Below are 18973 nucleotides of genomic sequence, written 5' to 3'. Positions count from 1 at the left end.
TTCGGAGGAGTTAGATGAATTTCAAAATTTCGAATAGAGTATCTAATTTGCCTAGTTATTTATTTGCACATCTTGAGAATATGAAACAAAAGAGAGTAAAGGAAGGATATCCTGTTATCGATCTAAGTGTGGGAGATCCTAATTTTCCAACACAAAGTCACATTGTCGAAAAAATGAAAGAAGTTTTATCTGAATATGAAACGCATCGATATCCTCCATTTCGCGGTATTGATCAGTTAAAAATCACAATTTCCGAGTGGTATAAAAGGCGGTTTGGTGTGGATATAGATCCGGAGAAAGAAGTATTGATTTTAGTGGGTTCAAAGGAAGGATTATCTCATATATCGCTTTCATATATAGATCCGGGAGAAATAGCATTAGTTCCTAATCCTGGTTATCCAGCATATGCAGGTGGAGTGGCTCTTGCTGGAGGGGAAGTAGAGGAGCTACCTTTACTAGAAAAGAATAATTTTTTTCCGGATTTCTCTAACGTTTCTCCTAGGGTAGCTAAAAAAGCAAAATTAATGTTTTTAAACTATCCTAATAATCCTACTGGTGCGGTGGCAGGTGTTGAGGATTTTGAGCGAGCAGTAGAGTTTGCAAAGAAAAATAATATCATAGTCGCACATGATGCTGCATACTCAGAAGTTTCTTTTGGTAATTATGTAGCGCCTAGTTTTTTAAAAGCAAAAGGAGCTAAGGAGATAGGGGTGGAATTTCATTCCTTTTCAAAAACATTTTGTATGACTGGTTGGCGCATTGGAATGGTGGTTGGGAATGCAGAAGTTATAGATAATATAGCCAAAACGAAAGCATTTGTAGATTCAGGTGTATTTGGAGCTATCCAAAAAGCAGCTTCATTTGCACTAGATTCTTATAACGAAGTTCCTAAAGAAATCAAAGAGCGTTATTTAGAGCGTATGAATATCCTTAAAAGAGGATTAGAGCCTCTTGGTTGGGAAATTCAGGTGCCTAAAGCAGGGTACTTTATTTGGGTGAAAGTACCAAATAATAATAGTTCTATGGAATTTTGTAAGATGTTATTAGAAAAGGCGGGGGTTTTGATGACTCCAGGTGTAGGATTTGGAGGTTATGGAGAAGGATTTATAAGGATTTCCTTAAATGTTGAAGAAGAACAGCTCCATAGAGCAATTAAGTCAATTAATGAAAATATCTATATTCAAAAATAAACACTATAAAATAGTTTTATTAATATTTAATACCAATATAATAAAAAATACAACTCATCTATTTCTAATTATTAAAAATTTGGAGGGTTATATATGAATATGAATGATATTAATCAAATTTATCAAAATCTATTTGGTTTTATTCCAGCTCCAACTGAGGCTAGGCATGAGGTGACTCTTCAAGTTAGGCCAGAAGAGCTTGAATTACATGAAATGTTTAGAAAAAATAGCATGGAATCAAAGTATATTCCAGAAAAATATGTACAAATAATGTTATTTGGTATGTTACTTATGCTAGCTGCACCTGGGGCTAAGGTGCACTTAATTGCCTCAAGAAGAGCTGGCGCTAGTTGGGACGAGTTATTTGATGTAGCTAAGCTAGCATTCTTATTTAAAGGATTATCTGCATTTAATTTTGGTATGTCTTTAATTAAAGAAGTAATGGAAAGTGAAAAAAATAATAATTAGGAGAGACTATAGAATGGAGTTATATATTTCTAACTTAGAAGTACTTTATCTAGATAAATATAAGACTGTAAAGGATTATTTGTGCGATATAAAAGGAGCAGAGGTTAATCCAGATTTTAATGGAATGTTTGAAGCGTATAAAAAGAAGTCTAGTCAAGACAGCAGAGATTTTGGACTAGATTCCTTTAAAAAATATATGTATACAATCCCAATTAGTGATAATAATATTGCGGAAATGTCAGGGGATGTGGTGAGAAAATCTTTAAACGGAAAATCTAAGGAGAATATTAAACATCTCGTTTACTGCCATGAATTTTTAAATCTCCCACAACCTATAACTGTAGCAATGAATATAAAAAGACATGGGGATTTATCTCAAGCGCTACCTTATGCTATCAAAGATCAGGGATCCGTTGTATCTTTAACAGCTATAAATATTGCAAAAATGTTTATAGAAGATAATAAGCAGGAATTTCAAATAGTATGTGCTGATAAATGTAATCTTCCACAAATGCGTGTTAAACATAATCAATTTCCTTATGGCGACGGAGCTGCTTCGTTTACAATTTCTAGAACTACTGGACAATTTAAGATTGTTTCATGGGATCTTCATTCATGGCATGTTAGGGAAGAAAATAATTGTGAAGATGAGCTAATTGTACATATTCAAGAGCAGTTAAAGCACATAAAAGAAGAAAATTTAAATATTATGCCCTACCATGTGATTTTACAAAATTTCTCTTCGAACTTTATAGATAAAATTAAATTAGATTGTAAGGGTTTTTATTTTTATCAACGTGAATATCGAAATACTGCTAACTTAACTACTTCAGATCCGTATTATAGTCTAAAAGAGATGCATCAAAAAGGACAAATCAAAAAAGGGATGCATATTCTACTAATCTTTGCTGGTTCTAAAGGTACTATTGGGACGCTTCATCTAGAATGTATGCAATAACATTATTATATGACAGAGGTGATTAGAAAGTGGAGATATTGGAATACATATATAAATCTGCAGAGAAGTTTCCGGATAAAGAAGCTTTAATGTATAAAGATTATAAATTAAGCTATAAACAATTTGTAAATGAATTTGATAGTATTGGTGAAAAAATAGAGCAAGATATAAGTGGTTTTTCTTATCCAATTGGTATTTATATTAAAAATCATCCAGATTTCATCATTTCTTATTATGCACTTATTAAAGCTAAGAAAGTTGCTCATTTAGTCGATCATAAATGGCGAGAGAATGAGTTAGACAACTTAATAAAGCATGTTCATCTTGGCGGATTTATTGTTAGGACGGAAGAAATAGATGATTTTCCTTTAGTAGAAAAGATAAAACATATTTATAAATATGGAAATATATCACTAATTATTCTTCAACAAAAATATTTGTCTAATGAGATTGCGACGGAGAGATTAGAAAATATAATATCATGCCGTTATTCATCGGGAACGACAGGTATTCCAAAATGTATGATGTACGAAGAGAAAAATGTAATCGCAGCATCTACAAATTGGTTAGAATCAGTTAATTTAAATTCGAATGATATAGTATATTGTGCCGCATATTTAACGCACGGCTTAGCTTTTAATACCTCAATACTTGCTCCATTGAGAGTTGGTGCTACAATTTTACTCCATGATAATATAACCCCAAGAAAAGTAGTTGAAATTATATTAGATAAGAAACCTACTATATTTGTGGCTTTTCCAGTTTTGTATGATTTAATGACTAGAATAAAAAATACAAAGCAATTTAAAAATGTAAGAATGTGTGTATCTTCAGGTACAATTCTTCATGAAAGTATAAAAAGAAAATTCAAAAGGCTGTTTAGTATTAATATTTCAGACTTATATGGCGTAGCTGAAACTGGACTATCAATCTTAAATCAAACGGATGACTATAACAGTGTAGGATATCCACTCCATAATGTTAAAGTGAAAATTTTGGGTAATGATGGTGAAGAGTTACAAAAAGGAGAAGTAGGAGAAGTAGCGTTATATACGGAGTCAAGGGCGAAGGGATATTATAATCTTCCAGGCGAGTTAGAAAAAAGGTTATCTCAAAATTATTATTTGACTGGGGATTTAGGTGAAATGGAGCTAGATGGAAAAGTATATATAAGAGGAAGAAAAAGTGATGTTGTAGATGTAGCAGGTAAAAAAGTAGATCCAGTTGAAGTAGAGGATGTCCTACGACAACATCCCGAAATATATGATGTATCTGTATTTGGGAAAAAAAATCTAGAAAAAAGAACGGAAATTTTAGCAGCAGTTGTAGTTGCTAATGATTATTTAAAAAGGGAAACTGTGGTGAAATTTTGTGAGGAAAGATTAGTTAGTTACAAAATACCACAAATTGTTAAATTTGTATCCGCTATTCCCCGTAATAATAATGGAAAGGTTTTAAAAAATGAACTGCAAAATTTAGTCTAGGAGGAAACTATGTCTTTCTATAAGGAACTAAAGAACAGTCTTAGTGAATCGGGAAAAAATTTTATATGGTTGGGTAATGTTGAAGTAGAACAGCATTGGAAAAAAGAAAACATCATTACAATACCGGGTAGTAATATTTCGAAAGCGCAACCATTGGTTAATAAAATAGGTGAAATGGCATTATTTCTTGCTGGAAAAGAAGACATTGTTTGTCTTAAAGAAGACATTGATGAGGATTATGTACAATATATAGAAGAAACTCGAGGATTTGTTCCGAATGTATTGAATTTCTATTCTGATAACTCGGCAGATAATATTTCGGAAACAATTTTATCTAGCACTAAAAATATTAATAGGCTCCAAAATATTAATAGAGATAATTCGTATTCATTACTACCATATGGTACATCAAACATTGAGGAAAAGGTATCTCAACAAACTTCAATTTCTTTATGTACTCCTGCATCAACTATATGTCGTGAGGTTAATAGCAAGATTTATAGCTGGAAGTTAGCAGATGAATTTGATCTTCGCCAAGTAGCAGGAAAAGTGAGTCATACTATCTCAGAACTTGAGTTTAATTATCATGAAATTAGAAAAAGAAATTTAGAAAATCCATTAGTTTTAAAAGATTCTATGGGAGTATCTGGAAAAGGAATGGTTCTAATTGATTCAGATAGTAAATTTGAAAATATTTTAAACTTATTAAAAAGGATGTCCGTAAAAAAGGGACATGAAAATATAGAAATGATTTTAGAAAATTGGATTGAAAAAGAAAGAGACCTTAACTATCAATTCATCATAGATAAAAAAGGGAATGTCAAATTTACATCAGTTCGAGAAGCGTTGGTACATAAAGGTGTACATTTGGGGCATAAATTACCAGTTCAATTAACAAAAGTTCAGGAAAAAGAACTTCTAGAAAGTTATGAAATTATTGGGAAAATATTAGCGAGAGATGGATTTTATGGTGTAGTTGGTGTTGATGCAATGATTGATAGGAAAGGATTTTTGTACCCTTGTGTCGAAATAAATGCTAGATTCAACATGGCAACATACCAAAATAATATTATTGAAAGATTTTTCAATCCCCATGCGTTCTTTATGGCTATACCTTTTGAGGTTGTCTTGGAAAAAACAGTACCTTTCAAAATAATTAAAGAGGAGCTAAAAGATATTTTATATACCAAGGAAAAAGAGCATGGTGTAATTATTAATGGCTTTTCTACGTTGAATTTGGGAATTAATAAGAAAGGGAGGCTATATACAATTATATTTGGTGAAACTATCAATCAATGTGAAGATATGGTGAAAATTTTGAAGAATAAATTAGGAAATTTAAATGTTACTTAGAGGAGAAATAAAAGGAGATACAATATGAGAAAATCGATAGATTTTCAGATCCAATCATCTATGGAACCTATGGGTGATCAGCCACAAGCCATTGAAAAGCTAGTAACGGGAGTAAAGAATGGCAAAAGTAGGTTGTTATTAAAAGGGGCTACAGGTACCGGAAAGACATTTACTATTGCTAATGTAATTCATCAACTTAATCGTCAAACTTTAATTATCGCTCATAATAAAACATTAGTGGCTCAACTATGGAGCGAATTAAAGGAATTATTCCCTAATAACGCAGTAGAGTATTTTGTAAGTTATTATGATTATTATCAACCAGAGGCTTATGTTCCACATAAAGATCTCTTTATAGAAAAGGACTCTAAAATTAACAGTGAAATTGAAAGAATGAGGCATTCTGTTATGGCCAGTCTATTAAAACGAACAGATGTCATTGTAGTAGCCAGTATTTCATGTTTGTATCCAATGAGTGCCCCCGAGGACTTTAATAGTACTTCTTTCGTTTTATCTGTAAAACCAGATGGGTATTTTGTTTACACATATGAGCAAGTTATTAAGCATCTAATTGATAATCAGTACAAAAGAAATGATATAGAGTTTGAGCCTGGAACATTTAGAATCCGTGGGGGATCAATTGATATCTATCCGATGGGTAAACAGGAAGCTATCAGGTTACAATTTTTTGGAGATGAACTAGAGGAGATCCTTACTATTCATCCTGTTACTGAAGAGATAGTGGATAGTCTAGAGGAAGTTCATATCTTTGCTGCTACAAGTTTTATTACTACAACAAAACAAATTGAAACAGCTCTACCTTTAATTGAAAAGGATTTAGTTGAGCAGTTAAAGTTTTTAAGAGGTTTAGGTAAATTTCATGAGGCAGAAAGGTTGGAACAACGTACATTATATGATCTGGAATTGTTAAAGAATACAGGTCATTGTATGGGAATCGAAAATTATTCTTTATATATGCAAAATAGAGAAAAAGGGTCGAGATGTTTTAACTTGACGGATTATTTTGAAGATGGATATTTAACAGTAGTTGATGAATCTCATGTAACATTACCGCAGTTTCACGCTATGTATGCTGGAGATCAGTCTAGAAAGAAAAATTTAATTGACTATGGATATCGTTTACCTTCATCACTAGACAATAGACCACCTAAGTTTGAAGAATTTATGAACAATACGAAATGTATGGTGTCTATGTCGGCAACTCCTGGAAAACATGAAGTAGATTCTAAAGAGGTTTTTGTGGAACAAGTAATACGCCCTACTGGGCTTATCGATCCAGTTATTGAAGTGAAGAGTAGCGAAAATTACTTTGAGACTTTAATAAATGAAATAAAAAATACTATTAGTCGAAATGAAAAGGTATTAGTTATTGCGTTAACCAAAAAACAAGCAGAAGAAATAACGAAAGAAATTAATAACTTACAAATAAAAGCAGAATACTTGCATTCTGAAGTGGAGAATATAGAGAGATCAGAAATTATTAGAGATTTTAGAATGGGTAATTTTGATGTGCTTGTAGGAATTAATCTTTTAAGAGAAGGGTTAGATTTACCAGAGGTATCGCTAGTAGCTGTAATTGGAGCAGATCAAAGGGGATTCCTTCGATCTAAAAGTGCATTATTACAACTAATTGGTCGTGCTGCTAGAAATATTAATGGAAGAGCACTTCTGTTTGCCGATAGTATAAAAGATAATATTGAAGGTGCTATTGAGGAGACCGAGCGTAGGAGAGAAATTCAAATACAATATAACAAAGATAACAATATTGTACCTAAAACAATTGTAAAAAAAGAACCTGTTTCTTTGAAAAATTTATTAGGTATCCCTGAGGAGCGTTAAGTGGGAACAAGGAGGATTAAGGTATGTCTGACCGGGTAATCAAAGTTCGGGGAGCAAGGGCTAATAATCTGAAGAGTGTAGATATAGATTTAGACTTTAATAGCCTTACTGTGTTTTCAGGTTTAAGTGGCTCAGGAAAATCATCCTTAGCATTTGATACAATCTTTGCAGAGGGACATCGTAGGTATGTTGACTCTTTATCATCGTATGCGAGGCAGTTTTTAGGACAAATGGAAAAACCAGATGTAGATTCTATTGAAGGCCTTACACCATCAGTATCTATTGAGCAAAAAGTTATACATAAGAATCCTCGATCTACAGTTGGAACGATAACTGAGATATATGATTACATGAGAATATTGTTTGCTTCTATTGGTATTCCTTATTGCCCAGAACATAATATTCCTATACAACCCCAATCAATAGATCAAATGATGAATCAGCTTAAAGATTTAAAAGATGGGACAGAGTTGTATATATATGCCCCTCTCATTAAGGGAAAAAAGGGAGAGTTCAAGAGTGTAATTGAGAGAGCTATTCAGAAGAGATTTATTCGAATTAGGGTTGATGGCGAATTATTAAAGATTACTAGTCCCATCGTTTTAGATAAAAATAAACAACATACAATAGAGGCTCTTATTGATAAGGTCACTTTTTCACATGCTAATAAAAGAAGGGTTACAGATTCGATCAAAAAAGCTGCGTTAGAAGCAAAAGGACAAGTATTAATAGAGACGTTGGAACAAAATGGAAAAACAAACAGATACTTTTTTAATAGCTTACAAGCATGTTCCGAATGTGGTTATTCTATTGATGAGCTAACACCTAGGAATTTCTCGTTTAATAGTCCATATGGCGCGTGTGAACAATGTCATGGGTTAGGGGCTACTTTACAAGTGAATCCAAGGCTGTTAATAACAGATTGGAATAAGTCTATAAATGAAGGCGTATTTGAAAATTGGGCTACGAGTACTGCAAAATGGTATCACAATATAATTGATATAGTGTGTAATCATTATGGTATTTCTAAAGAAACGCCATTTAAAAACCTTTCTGATCAACATAAGAATATTCTTCTTTATGGAAGTGGAACAGAGGAAATCCTATTTCAATATGAGTCAGAGCGTAAACAACGAACACATTCAGCGCCTTTTGAGGGAGTAATTCCTAATATAAATCGTAGATACAATGCTAGTAATTCGGACAGTGTGAAGGAAAAATTAGAAGAAGTAATGTCTAGCATTACATGTCAATCTTGTAGTGGTAAGAGATTAAAACAAACAAGTTTAGCTGTATATATTGGTGATACAAATATTGCACAATTATCTAGCATGTCTATTGATAATGTAGCTAATTTTTTTAAGCATATCAATCAAATTCTTACTGAAAAACAAATAGAAATTTCCGAAAGGTTACTTAAGGAAATTAATAGTAGATTACAGTTTTTATTGGATGTAGGCTTAGAATATTTAACCTTAGATAGGGAAGCGAAAACACTATCTGGTGGAGAAGCTCAGCGTATTAGATTAGCTACTCAAATAGGGTCGGCTTTATCTGGAGTGATATACGTTTTAGATGAACCCAGCATTGGATTGCATCAAAGAGATAACATTCGTTTAATAAATACTCTAAAAAAGTTAAGAGAATTAGGTAACATGGTAATAGTTGTAGAACATGATACAGATACAATATTAGCAGCGGATTATATAGTTGAACTAGGACCTGGAGCAGGGAATCAAGGTGGAGAAATTGTAGCAGCCGACACTCCTGAAGCGTTTAAAAAAGGAAATGGTTCGTTAACTAGTCAATATTTATCTGGTGCTAAAGAAATAAAGATTCCTAAAGAAAGAAAAAAAGAAAATGGGAAATATTTATCTATTAGAGGTGCTAAAGAAAATAATTTGAAAGATATTGACGTCGATATTCCCTTAGGGCTACTGACTTGTATTACTGGTGTTTCAGGTTCAGGGAAAAGTACCCTAATCCATGAAATATTATATAAGCATTTAGCTAGAAAAATTCACAGAGCATATAAATTGCTGCCAGGTGATTTTGATGAGATAAGTGGTTTAGAACACATTGATAGAGTAATTAATATTGATCAATCACCGATAGGAAGATCACCTAGATCTAATCCAGCGACGTATACAGGTATGTTTGATGAAATTAGAGATTTATTTGCAAAGACACCAGATGCTAAAGTAAGGGGATTAACTAAAAAGGCATTTAGTTTTAATGTACCTGGAGGAAGATGCGATACTTGTAAGGGCGATGGGGTAGTTAAGATTGAAATGCACTATTTACCTGATGTTTATGTTGTTTGTGATGATTGCCAAGGGCATCGATATAATCAAGAAACCTTAAATGTTCAATATCGAAATAATAATATTTCCGATATTTTAAATATGACTGTAGCAGATGCAACAGAATTTTTTAAAGATCATCCTAAAATAATAAAATATATAAACAGCTTAAATAAAGTTGGTTTAGGTTATATGAAAATTGGACAACCAGCAACAACTTTGTCAGGTGGAGAAGCACAACGTATTAAACTAGCTACAGAATTATCAAGGACATCTACTAGTAAAACCTTATATATCCTTGATGAACCTACTACAGGTCTACATTTAGAAGATATAAACCGACTTTTAAAAGTTATACATCAACTAGTAGAAAAGGGATCATCAGTCTTGATAGTAGAACATAATTTAGAAGTTATTAAAACAGCAGACTATATTATTGATATGGGGCCTAATGGAGGGAAAAATGGAGGACAGGTAGTAGCTGCAGGGACTCCTGAGGAAATATGTAATGTACCCCGTTCGCTTACAGGGGAATTTTTAAAGGGATTTTTAGAACATAATTAATAAATATTTTTGGAAAGGGGGTGATTGTTTGATTGATTTTCATGTTCATGTTGGAGAATTAAAAAGTGAGTACACTGAAGAGTTTGCCCAACAAATGATGGATTCATGTAATAAATCTCATACAAATATGGAAGTAAGAATAGAAAATTTAATCAAAGAAATGGAAGGAGTAGGAGTAAAAAAAGCGGTATTACTTGCTTTTAATGCTAAACGCACATTAGGAGTACATGTTACAAATGAGTATGTTTCAAAATTGTGCGCAAAATATCCAAAATATTTTGTAGGTTTTGCTTCCTTTGATGCTTATGAAAAATCCTTGTGTAAAAAGAGTCTAGAACAAGAGTTAACTAATTATAACCTACATGGATATAAATTAGCTTTTGGATACTTGGGCATTTCACCTAATGATCCGGGCTGGTATCCTCTGTATGAAGATGCAGAGGAGCGTAGCCTACCAGTTTTAGTTCATATGGGGTTTACTCCGATAAAACAAGCAAGTTTACGTTATTGTCACCCTATGCTACTAAATGATGTACTAATTAAATTTCCAAATCTTAATATTATAATAGCTCATATGGGATGGCCGTGGATTAACGATACATTATCTCTTCTTAAAAATTATAAAAATGTATATACTGATTTATCAATTGTATCTTTTTATCAACCAATTGATGAAATGTGTAATATTTTTAAGATGGCAAAAGAACAGGGGGTTATTAATAAGTTAATTTGGGGTACGGATTATCCAATGTGTACAATGGAGGAAAGCATTAATCGCTTTAAGAATATAAAAAAGCGCTTAGAAGAACAAGGAGTTCATATCACAGAAGAAGAATGGGATCAGATTTTTTATAAAAATGCAGAAAAATTATTGCAGTTGAAGAAGGGAGTTTAATATAAATGATTACCACAAACAAACTGAATATTGAAAAAAATAACCTTTTAGAAGTGGTAAAAAAGATAGGTACACCAGCTTATGTATATGATGCTAGTGTTATTCAAGAGCAAGTATACAAGCTCTTGAACCTTCACAAGGCAATTCAACTATTTTATTCCCTAAAAGCAAACCCTAATCCATCTATTGTAAAGTTAATTTATGACTTAGGGGCCAATTTAGAGATTTGTTCACTAAAGGAATTAGAGATAATAAAAAAAATAGGAGTTTCTCCTGAACGAGTTTTATATTTGGGACCAGGAAAAACTGAAGAAGAAATTAGAAAAGTATTTGAGTACGGAGTTAAATATTTTATTGTAGAGTCACTACAAGAGATGCAAAAAGTAAATAATATAGCTCAAGAAAAAGAAGTAACCGTTAGAGTTGGTATTAGAATTAATCCAAGTGTATCAGCAAAGGGTTCAAAATTAACTATGGGTGGAAAACCAAGGCAATTTGGTATGGATGAAGAACAGCTGGAAAATATATTTGAGTTAGAAGAAAGATTATCAAATCTCAAGATTGTAGGGATACATGTATATAATGGCACACGCATTCTATCTAGTGATGTGTTCATAGAAAATACAGCATATATTTTAAATTTGGCAAAGAAAGTTCAAGAACAATTTCATGTTAAATTAGATTATATAGATATCGGTGGTGGAATGGGAATACCGTATTTTTCTAATGAAAGCACGCTTGATTTGGATGATATTTCTGATAGATTACATGCTATGATTCAGGAGTTTTATAGTAGCTTTGGTGAAGAAATCCCGATATTTTTAGAGTCAGGTAGATATGTTGTAGGTGAAAGTGGGATTTATGTTACAAAAGTATTATATGAAAAAAAATCTAAAAATTGCGATTTTTTAACGGTGGATGGAGGAACACATCACCATATGGCCGCTGGTGGAATGGGGAATGCTCTAAAGAAAAATTTCCCAATCAAGGTTCTTAATAAATGGAGTGATGAACCTAATACCGAATATTATATTTCTGGCCCTTTATGTACCCCAAACGATTTAATTGCAAAGAAAATAAGCCTTCCTAAATCCCAGCCCGGTGATTATATTGGCATTTTGAATGCTGGAGCATATGGATTGACTGCAAGTCCTGTATTATTTTTAAGTCATCACCTTCCTACTGAAGTATTGGTGAAAGATGATAAGTATATAGTCATTCGTAAGAAAACAGAATATGATCTGCCAGTAGTACAAACATTTGAAAGTTAATAGGAGGTAGTTTATACATGAAAACACTGAAATCTCCATCTTTTTCAACAAGAATAGATAGCATAATAGATAATATAGATGAAAATACTCTTTATAATGAACTACTTAAAGAAGAACAAAAATTATTACAAGAATTAAAAGAAGTCAAAGTAAGCTTGGGATGGAAAAATCGAGATTTATATTTGTTTGCCGGAAAGCATCAGGATGGTTCTATTCTATACCTAGACAACAATGTCTGGTGGAAAATGAGTTTTGAAGATAGTGTGAAAGTTTACAGTTTAGATGAGGAGGAGTTGTCCCTTAAAAAGGTTGAACAGTATAAAAACGTTATAAAAGTTCCCTCTCATCAACAAAAGAAACTATGGATTTATGGACTTCGATATAAAATAATTTTAGCATCTTTTGTTTTGAAATTCAGTAAATTGATATTACAATTTTGTAAAGATTATATTAAAGAACGTAAAACTTTTGGCGTACCAATAGCTAAACACCAAATGGTTTATGATACATTTGTCATTGCAAGTAGTGAAATTGAAGGGAATATACTGTTTTTAAGGGAACTATCAACAAAATTTAGTATAGATGAAGCAGAATATAGTAAGTTCTTTAAACAGATTAATTTTATGTTGGAAAATAGTACTCAAATTATAGATAAGATATTACCTGTTTTGGGGGCATTTGGATTAGAGGATCCTTTCATTATAAAAAACTTTCTCAAAATACACCATATTTCAATGTTGAAGGGGGTCTAATTAATATGTTTGAATCACTTAGAACTGAATTAAGAGTATACGGGGAATCATTAAGGGAATTTGCATTAGAAGCAGATAAGAGTCGAGGATTACCACCCACTTATCTTCAGCAAGATTCATTTTACCAGCCTTTATGGCGTTTAGGTGTCCCAAAGGAGTATGGTTATACTGGTATCAGTGGACGAGATAATCAAATCTATTATGGAGATTCCTCTTTGGAGTTAGCGATATGGACTGAGGAGTTAGCATATGGAGATCCAGCGATGATGTTATCTTTACCTGGACCACAATTATTAGGACCAATATTAAAAGAGCTAGGGACTCAGGAACAACAGGATAAATTCTTCAACTCCTTTATGGGGAGGAATCCGGTTTGGACGGCTTTCAATTTAACGGAGCCTAATGCTGGATCAGATATAGCAGCTATTGAAACGGTTGCAACCAAAAAAAATGATAGAACGTATCTATTACAAGGAGAAAAAAAATATATAGCTAATGCAGAAAGAGCGCAATGGGCACTTACTTTTGCTAAGATGGGCCATAAAAATAACACGTTTGCAATTCAAAGTTTTTTAATATATGAAGATCAATTTAAAAATTCGGATACTGTAAATAGAGATTATGGTCGGACTTTAGGAATGCATGCAGCTAGGTTAGGTCATACAGTCTATAACAATTTAGAAGTAGATAAATCTCAAATTATTGGTTTAAATAAACCACCTCTTCAAAGAGGATTACGGGGAGCTATGAAAGTGTTTTTTAGAATGCGACCTTCGACATCTTCGATTGCAATTGGAACATCGAGAGCCATGGTAGATTACGTGAGAGAAAATATTAAGTTGAATTTAAATGAAGAAATTATACTCGATGAACTTCAATGGAAAATTGAAAGAACTAGGAGATTAGTTTATCGGGCAGCTAAAGAAGTTGATAGGGGTATTTATAATGCAGGTACTTCTTCCATGGGAAAATGGATGGCAAATAATTTGGTATATGAAGTAACCAGACGAATTAATCAGGTTGTAGGATCGGAAGCTATTATTGACCATCCATTATTAGAAAAATGGCTAAGGGATGGAAGAATGATAGAGTTTATGGAAGGATCAACAAATATTCATAAACGGGAAGTTGCTCAAGAACTACTGGGAATTAATTAATAATAAAATTAAATAATCGGGGGTTAAGTATATGAATAAGCTAAATAATTTAATGGATGTAGTTACTGAAATTCTTGCACAGCAATTAGAACTTGCTGTAGCAGATGTGAAAGTAGATGCAAATATTTTTGAAGAACTAGGGCTTGATTCAACAGGTATAATTGAACTTTTATTAGCTCTTGAAGAGAAATGTGAAATTGAATTTGATATGGAAGAGTTGGATCCTTCATATTTAGAAAGTGTTACTACCATTGCAAATTATATTATGGAGTTGAAAAATAGCTAGAATAATAAAAAATTTTATTCGGGAGTCGATGTATACCATGAAACAGGGAAATTCAATCTTATCCGTGCCTAATGTATATGGTATAGGGATTGATATTCAAGATATTACTGAGATTCAATCTGCAATAAAAAAATATGACCTCAAATTTTTAAATAAAATTTTTGTTCCAGAAGAAATTGAATATTGTAGAAAAAAAAGTAACCCATCCCAACATTTTGCAGCAAGATTTTCTGCAAAGGAAGCCCTTTTTAAAGCATTAGGTACAGGGATTGGTAATGGATTCTGTTTTACAGATGCTGTTATACTTAAGAAGAAGACGGGCGAACCGTATTTTAAATTCTATAATACGACTGAACAAACGATTAAGAAACAAAAGTTGGAAGCTTTTGTATCACTTTCTCATTCCAAAGACTACTCTATCGCACAGGTAGTCTTGATATCTAATTTTACCAAATAAAAAATATTATGGAGGAATGGGAAATGAAAATTGTCGTTATTAGTCCTGAATTATTTTTACCAAAGTTAGCTCGGAGATCTGCATACTATCCCAATTGGGAAATTATACATGTGGGAGATATTACTTCTCTAAATTATATTTTAAAAGATAAAAGAAACCATTTTGATGGGATAATATGGAGATTAAAAAGCTTAGATTTTGAAGAGGTAAAACAATTTCGAAATATAAAAAAAGAGTTAGAAAATATCCCAATATTAATATTATTTGATGAAGATATTAGTACTAATAAGGCAGGATTAGAACTTTTGAAAAAAAATTCTACAATGTCTTTTGAAATTCATACTCATCAACAAATACAGGAGTGCGTGAGTCATTTTTATAAACATATTGTCCAATTGAATAGAAATAAGCAGCACAACAAAAATATTGTTGAACTTTATCCAGGTATATTTGTGAATGTAGATATGCATTATCTAGATAATGCAGGTGAAATTTTTCCTTTAGCTGGAAAAGAGTATGAAATGCTCATGTTCTTTATAAACATGCGAGACAAATTTGTCACAACAGAAGATATCCTACTTGCTATTTGGGATGAATATACAACTACTGAAACAGTTAGACAATATATTTATAAGCTCAGAAAAAAATTATATACTAGTCAGAAAAATTTTAATCTTATAGTCCACCGAAAAGGAGTTGGTTATACCTTAATTGGTAAAGGAAACGAATTTCTTGTAGGGCTGTAATAACTTATTAAAAAGAGGCGTGTTAGAATTGCTTATTTAAAATAAGAAGAATTCTACATGTCTCTTACGTATGTATAAAATTAATTTTTGAATTTTTAAACCTTTTAGATACTATTCTCCTTAGGTTGAATTATATCCTTCTAATTTGACTATTTTTTTTGAATGATAGTAATATTTTTGAACTTAAATTTATATTATTATATATGTATATTATGATTTTTTAAGCGAGTTTAATTTCCACTTCAAGTACTGTGAAAGTCATAATTCGGTGATAAAAGTGGGATGAAAGTTACTATTAAACCTTTTTGGATTTAATTTATTATCAAATGGAGGTAAGGTAAGTTTTCAGCCGAACTAAAATGATTAGTTAAATCTTGAATTTTTACCATGATTAAAAAAGTGTATCCTTATCATCAAATTCGACAAAAAGAGTTATAAATGCTAATTAATGTATGAAAACAATTAAAGTTGCTTCCTTATTTAAATTTCTGACAAAGGAAAAACCTATGATAAGTTATACATTATTAAATGCCTTACTTAAGGATATATTTGATACAAAATAATGTGTTTGAATTTATATATTTATAAAGTGATTATTAATAAAAGTTTCTTTTCTAAACTGAAGATCCTATTCAAAATCACGTAGAATAGTGATTTTGAGGAAGACTTGTAAATGAGAGGTGTACAGAGCTAAGAGAAAACTTTCAAACACTAATAATCCGACTGAAAGATTTTATATAAAGTAGATTCAAATACATTTGCAAATGGAACAAAGGGATTGCTGCAAGGGAATTTTGTGAACCAACTTGAGTTGATTTTTTCGTGGACAATCCATAAAAATCTCCCACCTTAAGTCTATGCTTAGGTGGGATAGTATTATAGCAGACAGTCAGCTTCAACTTCTACAAGCCACTCTTCCTTTATAAATCTATTTACTTCAAAAACTGTACAAGCTGGTTTGATTTTTGAAAAATATTCTTTATGGGCTTTAGCTGCTTCATGCCACTTATTCATATCTGTAATATAAATTTTTGTTCTAACAACATCCTCTAAAGAAGAACCCATTTTTTCTAAAGAACTTTTGATTACATTAATACAACTTTTTGTTTGTTCATAAACATCAGAGGTTGTGGTCTCTCCATTAGTATTTAAGGGGGCTGTGCCTGCAACTACAATGATATTTCCTTTTTTAATTGCCCTAGAAGATCCTAAAAAGTCTTCAAATGGGGAATTAGAGCTTACTACTGTTTTTTCATTTGACATAAAAATCAACTCCATAAAATAGTTTCTTTAATTGTAATACAAGCCCTTACATTTCTACATATCGTATTTGTATAAGAGGGGTTAGTTTAACGTTACTTAACAAATATGTTTTTTAATTTTATTACAAACTAATGTGAATTTAACATTGGTTTTATTCTGAAAATTAAAACTTCGTGAGAGGATATATATAGGTATTAAAAGGGGGAGATGCTTTGAAAGTATGCCTTAAAACAATGCTTAATAATACGATTGAAAAATATAAAGATGAAATAGCTTATAAAACAGATACAGAAAATTATTTGTATAAAGAAATTGATAATGTATCTGGTCAATTGGCCAATGCTCTATTGTCAAAAGGTATTACCGTTGGAGAAAGAATTGGAATTTTAAGTACAAATCCAATACACAACGTAATAACTTATATAGCAGCTCTAAAAATAGGGGCTGTAAGTGTGCCGCTAAATCCAGATGAACAAGTGAAAATCTTTGAAGATAGTATTAAAAGCGCTCAAATAAAATGCTGTATAGTTAACAAAAAAAATGCTATAGATTCTAAATTGAATTTTGTAGAAGACCTATTATTATTCTCATTGGATCTATGTAAACCTCAACAAAATTTGTTTGATCTAGCATATGTTAAGTCTATGGAATCAAATGTTGATGTTGGTAGAATAGATGATAGTCTTGAATCTTTTATATTTTTCACTTCAGGTTCGACAGGTATGAAAAAAGGGGTAATTTTAGCAAGAGAAAGTTTTCGTGCCTTTATTAGCTGGGGAAGCGAGTTTGTTGGAGCCACAAATGCGGATAAATTTTTATGTCATGCGCCTTTATATTTTGACATGTCTATATTCTCTTTATTTATCCCTTTTGCTGTAGGTGGTTGCTGTGTACTTCCTTCAAGTGAAAAGAGGAATAATCCGCGATATATTAATCAATTGATTGAAGAGGAAAAAATTAACATTTTGCATTTGGTTCCTTCATCAATTAAATTGCTTCTAAATGAAAAAATCAAAAATTATACTTCTGTTCGTTTTTTGGGATTAGCGGGTGAAGCTTTACCTTTCGGCGATGTGAAATTGGTTAGAAATTGTTTTGAAAATGCTAATGTTGTGAATTTTTATGGTAATACAGAGGTTAATGAGGCATTATCTTATTTGTTTCCTCAAGACATAGAGGCATTAAAAATTCTTCCTATTGGCAGACCATTAAAACATGTACAATTACAGGTTTTAGATGCTGATTTGCTACCATGTGGTGAAGGAGAAGTTGGAGAGTTATATGTGCATTCTTCGACGATGTTAAAAGGGTATTTGAATAAAACAGACAATGAGACCTTTAAAATGAATGATTCAAATAACTTAAAATACTTTCCAACTGGTGATTTGGTTAAAAAGGAAAATGGTCTGTATTATTACATGGGCCGTATGGACGACATGGTTAAGATTCAAGGGAAAAGGGTTTATCTTTCAGAAGTCAGGAATGTAATTTCTAAACATAATCTTATAGATGAGGTGTTTATTGTAATGAACAATGATGGTCTTACTTGTTATATTCATTCTAAAGCAACTTTAAATTCCTTAGATATTAGAGAGTATTGCTCTGAGTTTTTAGATGCTTATGCAATTCCTAGTAAGTTTATTTTTACAGAGCATAAATTACCTAAAACTAGTACTGGCAAAATTGATCGAAAGAAACTAATGGGATATACGGAGGGATAAAGTGCATGCTGGAAACGGAATTAGAAGATTATATAAAAAGAGAATTATTACAGGATGGAAGTATTGAAAGTATCCCACATGATCTAGATTTAATAGGGACAGGTATACTTAATTCTTTAAAAATTATGGAGTTAATTACTTATTTAGAAAATGTACAACAGGTTCAATTCATGGAGTCTGAAATTTCATTTGAAAACTTCAATTCAATTAGTTCGATAACACAATTATTAAATAGGAGGTAGTTT

At 31.8% G+C, this 18973-nt stretch carries 17 protein-coding genes; 16 read left to right on the top strand and 1 reads right to left on the bottom strand.

Translation table 11 applies throughout. The features are described 5' to 3' along the window. Positions 1–14 precede the first annotated feature (14 nt). The 14 genes from MKY70_RS28590 (at position 15) to MKY70_RS28525 (ending at position 15744) form a co-directional block, all read left to right on the top strand. A complete protein-coding gene (locus MKY70_RS28590) occupies positions 15–1190 on the top strand; it encodes an LL-diaminopimelate aminotransferase (protein ID WP_341026512.1) in 1176 nt (391 codons plus the stop codon). 93 nt (positions 1191–1283) lie between these two features. Beyond that, positions 1284–1658, top strand: a complete 375-nt coding sequence (locus MKY70_RS28585) for a carboxymuconolactone decarboxylase family protein (RefSeq protein WP_088031189.1) — start codon at positions 1284–1286, stop codon at positions 1656–1658. 13 nt (positions 1659–1671) lie between these two features. After that, the gene (locus tag MKY70_RS28580) at positions 1672–2616 is read left to right on the top strand and encodes a hypothetical protein (RefSeq protein WP_341026511.1); all 945 of its coding nucleotides are present in this window, start codon (positions 1672–1674) and stop codon (positions 2614–2616) included. A 29-nt stretch (positions 2617–2645) separates the two neighbouring features. Then, on the top strand, positions 2646–4100 hold the full coding sequence (locus tag MKY70_RS28575; RefSeq protein ID WP_088031187.1) for a class I adenylate-forming enzyme family protein: 1455 nt from the start codon (positions 2646–2648) through the stop codon (positions 4098–4100). A gap of 9 nt (positions 4101–4109) precedes the next feature. Then, positions 4110–5453, top strand: coding sequence for an ATP-binding protein (locus tag MKY70_RS28570; protein ID WP_341026507.1), 1344 nt, complete (start codon positions 4110–4112; stop codon positions 5451–5453). Between the two features lie 24 nt (positions 5454–5477). Beyond that, positions 5478–7313, top strand: a complete 1836-nt coding sequence (uvrB, locus tag MKY70_RS28565) for an excinuclease ABC subunit UvrB (RefSeq protein WP_149191262.1) — start codon at positions 5478–5480, stop codon at positions 7311–7313. Positions 7314–7336: 23 nt separating this feature from the next. Continuing rightward, positions 7337–10180: an excinuclease ABC subunit UvrA gene (gene uvrA / locus MKY70_RS28560; RefSeq protein WP_241139314.1), complete on the top strand. Its 2844-nt coding sequence runs from the start codon at positions 7337–7339 to the stop codon at positions 10178–10180. 28 nt (positions 10181–10208) lie between these two features. Next, on the top strand, positions 10209–11075 hold the full coding sequence (locus MKY70_RS28555; protein WP_088031183.1) for an amidohydrolase family protein: 867 nt from the start codon (positions 10209–10211) through the stop codon (positions 11073–11075). A gap of 5 nt (positions 11076–11080) precedes the next feature. After that, positions 11081–12346, top strand: coding sequence for a diaminopimelate decarboxylase (lysA, locus tag MKY70_RS28550; RefSeq protein ID WP_088031182.1), 1266 nt, complete (start codon positions 11081–11083; stop codon positions 12344–12346). Positions 12347–12363: 17 nt separating this feature from the next. After that, a complete protein-coding gene (locus MKY70_RS28545; protein WP_149191259.1) occupies positions 12364–13098 on the top strand; it encodes a hypothetical protein in 735 nt (244 codons plus the stop codon). A 5-nt stretch (positions 13099–13103) separates the two neighbouring features. Beyond that, complete coding sequence (locus tag MKY70_RS28540) at positions 13104–14255, top strand: acyl-CoA dehydrogenase family protein (protein WP_088031180.1); 1152 nt, start codon at positions 13104–13106, stop codon at positions 14253–14255. A 31-nt stretch (positions 14256–14286) separates the two neighbouring features. Next, positions 14287–14541, top strand: a complete 255-nt coding sequence (locus MKY70_RS28535; protein ID WP_088031179.1) for an acyl carrier protein — start codon at positions 14287–14289, stop codon at positions 14539–14541. A 37-nt stretch (positions 14542–14578) separates the two neighbouring features. Further along, positions 14579–14998: a holo-ACP synthase gene (gene acpS / locus MKY70_RS28530; RefSeq protein ID WP_187770560.1), complete on the top strand. Its 420-nt coding sequence runs from the start codon at positions 14579–14581 to the stop codon at positions 14996–14998. A 23-nt stretch (positions 14999–15021) separates the two neighbouring features. Then, on the top strand, positions 15022–15744 hold the full coding sequence (locus MKY70_RS28525; protein ID WP_176280899.1) for a winged helix-turn-helix domain-containing protein: 723 nt from the start codon (positions 15022–15024) through the stop codon (positions 15742–15744). An 876-nt stretch (positions 15745–16620) separates the two neighbouring features. Here the strand turns inward: MKY70_RS28525 and MKY70_RS28520 are convergent. Next, positions 16621–17007 carry a RidA family protein gene (locus MKY70_RS28520; protein WP_088031176.1) on the bottom strand — a complete coding sequence of 129 codons (387 nt, stop codon included), beginning with the start codon at positions 17005–17007 and terminating at the stop codon, positions 16621–16623. 212 nt (positions 17008–17219) lie between these two features. Between MKY70_RS28520 and MKY70_RS28515 the strand changes: the two genes are divergently transcribed. Then, positions 17220–18728: an AMP-binding protein gene (locus MKY70_RS28515; protein ID WP_241139313.1), complete on the top strand. Its 1509-nt coding sequence runs from the start codon at positions 17220–17222 to the stop codon at positions 18726–18728. 5 nt (positions 18729–18733) lie between these two features. After that, positions 18734–18970 (top strand): hypothetical protein, encoded by a 237-nt coding sequence (locus MKY70_RS28510; RefSeq protein WP_149191255.1) that lies wholly within the window; start codon positions 18734–18736, stop codon positions 18968–18970. Positions 18971–18973: the final 3 nt, after the last annotated feature.

The sequence above is a fragment of the Bacillus sp. FSL R9-9492 genome, from assembly GCF_038007365.1.
GTDB classification, from domain to species: Bacteria; Bacillota; Bacilli; order Bacillales; family Bacillaceae_G; genus Bacillus_A; species Bacillus_A mycoides.
The sequence above is the reverse complement of the archived record's forward strand: the minus strand, read 5'-3'. Positions and strand labels throughout refer to the sequence as shown.